Genomic DNA, 8,503 nt, shown 5'->3' with positions numbered 1-8,503 from the left:
TTCCAATTCGGGAGCGGGTGCTGGGCGCCGAGCACCGCGACACTTTGATCACCCGGGCCAACCTGGGCGTCACGACGGGAAAGGCGGGAGATGAGGCAGGGGCTCGGGATCTGTTCGCCGAGCTGTTGCCGCTCGTGGAGCGGGTGTTCGGCGCTGAGCACCCAGAAACACTGCTGAGCCGAGGCAATTTGGCGTCCTGGACCGGAGACGCGGGCGATGCGGTGCGGGCGCGGGACATGTTCGCCGAATTGCTTCCGATCCATGAGCGGGTGTTGGGCGCCGAACATCCCCACGCTCTGACGACCCGGGCCAACTTGGCGCGGTGGACCGGGGAGGCGGGGGATGCGGTGCGGGCGCGGGATATGTGTGCCGAGTTGTTGCTTGTCCGGGCGCGGGTCTTGGGTAGCGAGCACCCCGACACCGTGAAGACTCGGCGGGACCTCGCGTCCTGGATTGAGCGGGCTGCGGTGGAGGACGAGAGTCCGGGTCGGGAAGGTTAGGGCGGAGCCGGTGCTTACCGGAGGGCTGACTCGGTGACCGCGGCGCGGAGGCGGGCGTGGAGGTCGCGGAGATGGGTCCTGTCGGGACGGGTTTCGATGACGCGGAGACCACGGGCGGGGGTCAGGGCGGCGCGGAAGTCGGCGGGGGTGGTGGCGAGGGTGTGGGGGACGTGGTAGCCGGTGCAGAGCGATGATAAGTCTGCGCCGATGGGGGTGGCGAAGACGCGTTCGAAGCTGGGGGCGTGTTCGGCGGCGCCCTGCTCCAGCAACGCGAAGATGGCGCCGCCGTTGTCGTTGAGGACGACAATTGTCAGGTTGGGGCGGGTGTCGTGGGGGCCGATGGCGAGAGCGTTGAGGTCGTGGAGGAAGGTGAGGTCGCCGACCAGGGCGTAGCAGACACCGTCGGTGGCGAGGGCGAGGCCGGCGGCGGTGGACACGTTGCCGTCGATGCCGGCGACGCCGCGGTTGGCGTACACCGCGATGTCCGCGCGGGGGTCGGCGACGAGGTCGACGTCGCGGATGGGGTTGGAGGAGCCAAGGAACACCGTCGCGCCGGCGGGGAGGGCCTCCATCAGGTCGCGGGCGACGGCAAGGCCGGTTGGCCAGTCCTCCTCGGCGAGGAGCTTGTCGACGACGGTCGAGGCGGCCGCGTCGGCCTGTTGCCAGGCGGCGGGCCAGTCGGGAGCGAATCCGTCTACTGAGGACAGATCATCGAGGTCGAGCCAGCCGCGGACGTGCTCGGCGACGTACTGCGGGTCGGTCCACTGTGGATGATCGCCGATACCGTACACCGGAACCGTGCCCATCAGCCCGCGCACGCCGCGGGACAGGGTGGGGCGGCCGACGACGATCACGGCGTCGGGGCGCAACGCGGGGGGCAGCTCGCCGCAGGCCAGCAACAGCGGCCCGCAGCGCAGGACCGAGGCGCCGCTGGACATGGCCGCGGCCTGACGGCTGGGCTCGGCCACGACCGGCCACCCGGCGCGAGCGGCCACCGCGGCGGCGGCCGCGGCCCGGTCCGGCCGGCCGCTGCCGACGACCATCAGAGTCCTTGCCGGCAAAGGGAAATCAACGCGGCTGCCGGCGACGGACCGCGCCACCGTCGACGTGGTCCACGGGCGGCCGCCGGGCCGGCCGTCCAGAGCCTCCGGCCAGCGCGGCTCGAACGTGGGCACAAGGGGCTCGCGGAACGGGATGTTGACGTGCACCGGGCGGCCGTGCTCGGCCTGGGCGACGGCGCGGCAGACCAGGCCGCGCCACACCGCGTTCTGCGCGCCGCGGCGCTCGGCCACCGGGAAGTCGACGGCGACCGCGGCCGGGCCGAACAGGCCGCGCTGGTCGATGGTCTGGTTGGCTCCGCTGCCGTGCAGCTCCGCCGGCCGGTCGGCGGTGAGCACGAGCAGGCCGACGCCGGAGTGGTACGCCTCGAGCACCGCGGGGTGCAGGTTGGCCGCGGCCGTGCCGGAGGTGCACACCACCGCGGCCGGGCGGTCACCGCCCAGCGACAGGCCGAGCGCGAGGAAGCCGGCCGAGCGCTCGTCGGTCCGGACGTGCAGGGAAACCAGGCCCCGCTCGGCGGCGCTGTGCAAAGCCATCGCCAGGGGAGCGTTGCGCGAGCCGGGGCACACGACGACGACCCGGATCCGGTTGCGCACCAGCTCGTCCACGATCACCGTGGCCTGGGCCGTCGAAGGGTTCATGGCCATCACCTCGCAGGCTCGGTGATGGCTTGCCCCGTCGCCTCGCAGGCGCGGCGACGGGGCAGTGTTGAATGGTTCGCTCCGCAAGCTCCGCCAAGCCTGCGTCTCCTCGTTCCTCGGAGACGCAGGAGTATTGATTGGTTCGCTCCGCAAGCTCCGCTCACGTGGGCACCTCGCGGAGCATGACCCTGGCCCGCAGGCCCCACCGGGCGGCGGCCCGGCCGGCGGTGGTCAGGCCGACGCGCAGGCCCTCGTCGTCGGCGTCCAGCGCGTCGACGATGTGCAGCCAGCGCAGGAACAGCAGGCCGAAGTCGCGGGCCAGCTCCTGGGTGGACAGCCCGCGCGGGTTGGGCCCCCACCCCTCCTCGTCGATGACCACGGCGACCTTGTCCAGCAGCCGGTCCAGCTCGATGACGTCCTCGAGCAGCAGCGCCGCGAAGATCACCTCCTGGATCACGCCGCGCGCCGAGGTGTCCTTGGCGACCAGGCGCTCGCCGACGCCCATGGCCAGCAGGCTGGCGTCGTCGACGTACTCCCGGCCGGGCTCGGCGAGCAGGAGGCGGTCGCCGGTTCTGGTGAGCAGCTCCAGCTCCACGGCGAGCTGGCGCAGGTGCAGCAGCGGCGGCCAGCGCGACTCGCCGCGGCCGGACGCGGGGTAGTCCGCGCAGGCCGGCATCAGCCCGACCAGCTCGCGGACCAGCGCGGTGGGCAGGTAGCCGTTGCGGGTGAGCCGCACGCCGTCGCCGCGGCACGCGTCGAGCAGCGTCTGCAGGGCGGGGAACTCGTCGCACGGGGACGGCTCCGGGGGCTGGGTGACCTCCGGCTGCACCCGGACCAGCAGCTCGCGTCGGGTCTGGCTGCCGCCATACGTGAGCCAGGTGGTCAGCCGCTCGTCGAAGATCTCCGAGTACCAGGTGCCGGACAGATCCTCCGCCGGGCTGCCGAGCAGCTTCATGGTCAGGGCGGTCCTGATCACCTCGGCGTCCGGCGAGTCCAGGTCGACGCCGCCGGACGCGATCGCCTCCTCCATGATCCGCCCGGTGGCCGCGTGCACCGCCTGCTCCACCGGCCCGCGCACCTCGCCCCAGCGCAGCGCCGGGGTGTTCGGCGGCTGCACGCCGGACTCCTGCCACGCGGCCGCGGCCAGCGCGGTGCAGGCCTCGGTGTCCTCGGCCGCGTCGAGGATCCGCCGGGTGGTCTCGCCCCGGCAGATGTCGGCGTAGTGCGGGTAGCCGAGCAGCTCGAGCAGTTCTGCGAGCACGGCCGCGGCGGCGTGCCGGTCGCCCATGACCACCGCGCTGTCGGGGTTGCGGGCCAGCAGCGGCAGCGCGCCCCAGCAGACCCCCTGCACGTCGTAGCGCGTCACCCGCGAATGGGCGGCCCCGGTGCGCATCGCTCCCCATAATCCGTTGGCCAGCCGGGCGGCGGTGGCGTCGCGCGCGCGGATGACCTCGAGTGCGGAGTCGATGTCGTGCACGAACCCAAGCTTGGCACGATGGGCCGGCGGGCGCTCAGATCTGTCCACAGGCGCGCCATATGCTGCCAGGGTGGCTGATCATTTCGTGTCCGAGCTGTTCGATCCGTCCGCGTGGCGCGAGGTGGACGGCTTCGACTTCACCGACATCACCTACCACCGTGCCGTGGACATCGGTGCCGTGCGGATTGCCTTCAACCGTCCCGAGGTGCGCAACGCGTTCCGCCCGCACGGCGTGGACGAGCTGTACCGGGCGCTCGACCACGCCCGGATGAGCCCGGACGTCGGCTGCGTGCTGATCACCGGGAACGGGCCGTCGCCCAAGGACGGCGGCTGGGCCTTCTGCTCCGGCGGGGACCAGCGCATCCGCGGGCGGACCGGCTACCAGTACGCCAGCGGGGAGACCGCCGACACCGTCGACCCGGCGCGGGCCGGGCGGCTGCACATCCTGGAGTGCCAGCGGCTCATCAGGTTCATGCCGAAGGTGGTGATCGCGGTGGTGAACGGCTGGGCGGCCGGCGGCGGGCACAGCCTGCACGTCACCTGCGACCTGACGCTGGCGAGCGCGGAGCACGCCCGGTTCAAGCAGACCGACGCCGACGTGGGCAGCTTCGACGGCGGCTACGGCTCGGCCTACCTCGCCCGGCAGGTGGGCCAGAAGTTCGCCAGGGAGATCTTCTTCCTCGGCCGCGCCTACACCGCGGCGGACATGCATCGCATGGGCGCGGTGAACGCGGTCGTGCCGCACGCCGAGCTGGAGCCGACGGCGTTGCAGTGGGCGCGGGAGATCAACGGGAAGTCGCCGACCGCGCAGCGGATGCTCAAGTACGCGTTCAACCTGATCGACGACGGGCTGGTGGGGCAGCAGCTGTTCGCCGGCGAGTCGACCCGGCTGGCGTACATGACCGACGAGGCCGTCGAGGGCCGGGACGCATTCCTGGAGAAGCGCCCACCGGACTGGTCGCGCTTTCCTTACTACTACTAGGGCGCGCGAAAGGATGGCCCGGTGACGATTCCACAGCGCTTGTCGTTCGTTTCTCTTGGTGTGCGGGACATCGCGACGCTGCGGCGGTTCTACGCCTCCTGGGGCTGGCAGGAGCGCCGGGGCAGCTCGGACAAGGCCGCCCAGTTCGAGGTGGGCGACGTCCGGCTCGCCCTGTACCCGCTCGACGTGCTGCGCGACGCCGCGGCGCCGGGCAGCGAGCAGCCCGGCGACGGCGCCTGGAAGGGGTTCACCCTCGCCATCAACCTGGCCAGCCGGGACGCGGTCGACGAGGCCTTCCGGATCGCCACCGAGGCGGGCGGCCGGCCCGTGAGCCCGCCGGTGGAACAGCCGTGGGGCGGGTACTCCTGCTACGTCGCCGATCCCGAGGGCAACCGATGGGAGATCGCTTGGGCACCAGGCTCCTCGTAGGCCGGCCCGCGCTGCGGGAGGTGCTGGTCGACGGCTCCACGGCGAGCGCGGCCACGCTGACCAGGGCGCTGCGGGCGGCCCTCGACGGATCCGGTCCGGCGGTGCTTCCGCTGCACGCCAATGATCCTCGCCTGACGGACCTGCGGGCGAGCCTGGCGCCGGGCGAGCCGGCCGAGCCGGGCACCGCGGTCGTGGTGGCGACCTCGGGATCGACCGGGGTGCCCAAGGGCGTGGTGCTGTCCGCCGGCGCCCTGCGGGCGTCGGCCGGGGCCACGCACGACCGGCTCGCCGGGCCGGGCGGGTGGCTGCTGGTGTTGCCGGCGCAGCACATCGCGGGCGTGCAGGTGCTGGTGCGGTCGATCATGGCCGGGCGCGAACCGGTGCTGATGTCCACCGCGGCCGGGTTCCGCCCGCGCGCGTTCACCGAGGCCGCGTCCGACCTGCTGGCCGAGGACGGCCCGCACTACACCGCGCTGGTGCCGACCCAGCTCGCCCGGCTGCTCGACGGCGACGCCCTGCGCGCGCTGCGCGGGTTCGCCGGGGTGCTGGTCGGCGGCGCGGCGGCGCCCGGCGCGCTGCTGGACCGGGCGCGGGACGCCGGGATCCGGGTGGTCGCCACCTACGGGATGACCGAGACGGCCGGCGGGTGCGTCTACGACGGCGTGCCGCTTGCCGGGGTTCGGGTGCGCATCGCCGCCGGCGGGCTGATCGAGCTGGCCGGTCCGATGCTGGCCAGCGGGTACCGGCTGCGGCCGCAGGAGACCGCCGCGGCGTTCGCCGGCGGGTGGTTCCGCACCGGGGATCTCGGCCGGCTGCGCCCCGACGGGTCGCTCGAGGTGCTCGGCCGGGCGGACGACGTGATCAACACCGGCGGCGTGAAGGTGGCCGCCGCGGCCGTGGAGCGGGTGCTCGCCGCCCAGCCCGGGGTGGCCGAGGTGTGCGTGGTCGGGCTGCCGGACCCGGAGTGGGGCCAGCGGATCGCCGCGGCCGTCGTGGTGTCCACGGTGGACGGACCGCCGGACGTCGGCGCGTTGTGCACGGCGGTGCGGGGCGAGCTGGGGGCGCCGGCGGTGCCCAAGGAGATCCGGTTCGTCGACCGGCTGCCGCGGCACGGACCGGGCAAAGTGGACCGTGCGGCGGTGGCGGCCGCGTTCTGAGATCGCGGACTCCGGCGACCTGTGGCAGGTTCCTATAACCATGAGCATCCTGGTGATCACCGCGCTCGTCGCCGGCCTCACCGTCCAGCCGGTCGCCGGCCCCGAGCGGTGGACCGTGGACCTCGGCAGCCCGGCCTCGTCCAGCCGGATGTCCATTGTGGATCCGGACACTCAGATCCTGGTCTACCGGCCGCGCACGCTGCGCACGCCGGCCAACCGGTTCACCGCCGACGTCGACGGCGCCGCCGCGGTGGACGTGCGCGGGCGCGAGCCGGACGGCGACTGGACCGAGTGGACACAGGCGCCCGCGGTGCTCGCCGATCCGACGGCCGTCGTGCAGGTCCGGGTGGTGTTCGACGGCCCGCGGCCGACCCGGCTGACCATGCGGGCCGACACCGCCGCGGCTCCGCTCCCGCCCCGGACCCAGGCCGGGCTGACCTACGAGATCTTCGCCACCCGCGAGGGGCTGGTCGGCGGCCGGACCGCCAACGGCCACATCATCGTGGAGCGGGACCACTTCGTGGCGCTGCCGACCCGCCGCGGGCTGTCCATGAAGGACACCGGCGACTACACCGTGAAGGTGTGCGCGACGAACGGGCGGTGCGAGTGGGCGCCGGTGTGGGACGTCGGCCCGTGGAACACCAGGGACGACTACTGGAACCCGCCGGACGTCCGTCAGATGTGGACGGATCTGCCGCAGGGCCGGCCGCAGGCGCAGGCGGCCAAGCTGGACGGTTACAACGGCGGCCTCGACCAGTTCGGCCGGGTGGTGCGCAACCCGGCCGGGATCGACCTGGCCGACGGCACGTTCTGGGACGGGTTGCAGCTGACCAACAACTCCTGGGTGACGGTGACCTTCACCTGGACCGGCTCCGGGCCGGTCGGAACCGTGCGCGCCGGCGAGCCGCTCAACGTCCGCACCGGACCCGGCACCGACGCGCCGGTCGTCGGGCTGGCCGCCGACCTCGCCCAGATCCGGGTCGAATGCCACACGGCAGGCGAACGGGTCGACGGCACCCAGGGCTCGACGGACCTCTGGTACCGCCTCGCCCCCGACCGGTGGGTCACCGCCGCCTACGTCGCCGGGGCCACCGAGGCACCCGCCTGCTGACAATGCGATGAAGGTGGCTTTCCTCACGCCCGGCGCGACGAAGGCGGCATTCATCGCATTGCGACAATGGCGTCATGGCCACCATGGCGCAGTGGGTGCAGGGCGCCCGCGTTCGCACCCTGCCGAACTCCGTCGCGCCCGTCCTGGTGGGCGCCGGAGCCGCGGCCGCGATCGACCGGTTCTCCTGGTGGGCGTCGGCGCTGGCGCTGGTGGTGGCCCTCGCGCTGCAGGTCGGGGTGAACTACGCCAACGACTACTCCGACGGGGTGCGCGGGACGGACGCGCGGCGGGTGGGCCCGCTGCGGCTGGTCGGGTCCGGGGTGGCCACGCCGGGGTCGGTGCGCGCGGCCGCGTTCGCCTGCTTCGCGGTCGCGGGGGCGGCCGGGCTGGTGCTGGTGGCCGCGACCGGGCGGTGGTGGCTGATCGCGGTCGGCGTGGTGTGCGTCCTCGGGGCCTGGTTCTACACCGGCGGAAAGCGCCCGTACGGGTACTCCGGCTGGGGCGAGGCCGCGGTGTTCCTGTTCTTCGGCCTGGTCGCCGTGCTTGGCACGCAGTACGTGCAGGCCGGGACGGTCACCGGGGCGGCGGTCGCGGGCGCGGTCGCGATGGGCGCGTTCTCCGCGGCCGTGCTGGTCGCCAACAACCTGCGCGACGTGCCGACCGACCGCGCGGCCGGCAAGGTCACGCTGGCGGTCCGGCTGGGCGAGCGGGGCACCCGCACCCTCTACTTCGGACTGATCGCCGTACCGTTCGCGGTCACCCTGACCACCGCGCTCGGCAACCCCTGGCTGCTCGCCGGCCTCGTCGCCGCGCCCCTGACCGCCAGGGCCGCCAGGGCGGTCGCCGTCGGAAGCACCGGCCCGGCCCTGATCCCGGTCCTCCGCGACACCGCCCTGGCAATGCTGGCCTGGGCCCTCGCCACCGCGCCCGCCCTCGCCTTCGCCTAGCGCGCCGCGTGAACTGCGCTGGGGTCAACAAAGCGTCGCTGGGGTCGAACTGCGCTAGGGTCAAACTGCGCTGAGGTCGGCAAATCTTTGGCGAGGGCGGCCGCCCCACGACGACAAGGGCAGGGCGAGGAACGAGCCCTGCCCGCAGGCGTCGTCAGCCCACCACCAACGCCACCCGACCACCCACCCCGGCCCGCAAC

At 73.5% G+C, this 8,503-nt stretch carries 8 protein-coding genes; 6 read left to right on the top strand and 2 right to left on the bottom strand.

Annotated elements, in window-relative coordinates:
* Positions 1-500 (top strand): tetratricopeptide repeat protein (locus VGX25_RS29570; RefSeq protein ID WP_326921218.1); only part of this gene is annotated, 500 nt, incomplete at its 5' end.
* A 14-nt stretch (positions 501-514) separates the two neighbouring features.
* Here the strand turns inward: VGX25_RS29570 and menD are convergent.
* Complete coding sequence (menD, locus tag VGX25_RS29565; protein ID WP_326921217.1) at positions 515-2,200, bottom strand: 2-succinyl-5-enolpyruvyl-6-hydroxy-3-cyclohexene-1-carboxylic-acid synthase; 1,686 nt, start codon at positions 2,198-2,200, stop codon at positions 515-517.
* 160 nt (positions 2,201-2,360) lie between these two features.
* Positions 2,361-3,677, bottom strand: a complete 1,317-nt coding sequence (locus VGX25_RS29560) for a hypothetical protein (RefSeq protein WP_326921216.1) — start codon at positions 3,675-3,677, stop codon at positions 2,361-2,363.
* Positions 3,678-3,747: 70 nt separating this feature from the next.
* On the opposite strand from VGX25_RS29560, the gene VGX25_RS29555 reads away from it, so the two are divergent.
* From VGX25_RS29555 to VGX25_RS29535, 5 genes are all read left to right on the top strand, one after another.
* Positions 3,748-4,659: a 1,4-dihydroxy-2-naphthoyl-CoA synthase gene (locus VGX25_RS29555; protein ID WP_326921215.1), complete on the top strand. Its 912-nt coding sequence runs from the start codon at positions 3,748-3,750 to the stop codon at positions 4,657-4,659.
* A 21-nt stretch (positions 4,660-4,680) separates the two neighbouring features.
* Positions 4,681-5,088, top strand: coding sequence for a VOC family protein (locus VGX25_RS29550; protein WP_326921214.1), 408 nt, complete (start codon positions 4,681-4,683; stop codon positions 5,086-5,088).
* A gap of 11 nt (positions 5,089-5,099) precedes the next feature.
* Complete coding sequence (menE, locus tag VGX25_RS29545; protein WP_326921219.1) at positions 5,100-6,245, top strand: o-succinylbenzoate--CoA ligase; 1,146 nt, start codon at positions 5,100-5,102, stop codon at positions 6,243-6,245.
* Positions 6,246-6,285: 40 nt separating this feature from the next.
* Positions 6,286-7,356 carry a hypothetical protein gene (locus VGX25_RS29540; RefSeq protein ID WP_326921213.1) on the top strand — a complete coding sequence of 357 codons (1,071 nt, stop codon included), beginning with the start codon at positions 6,286-6,288 and terminating at the stop codon, positions 7,354-7,356.
* Between the two features lie 74 nt (positions 7,357-7,430).
* Entirely contained in the window at positions 7,431-8,303 is an 873-nt protein-coding gene (locus tag VGX25_RS29535) for a 1,4-dihydroxy-2-naphthoate polyprenyltransferase (RefSeq protein WP_326921212.1), read from the top strand.
* Positions 8,304-8,503 lie beyond the last annotated feature (200 nt).

The sequence above is a fragment of the Actinophytocola sp. genome, from assembly GCF_035942955.1.
Taxonomy (GTDB): domain Bacteria; phylum Actinomycetota; class Actinomycetes; order Mycobacteriales; family Pseudonocardiaceae; genus DASYTH01.
The sequence above is the reverse complement of the archived record's forward strand: the minus strand, read 5'-3'. Positions and strand labels throughout refer to the sequence as shown.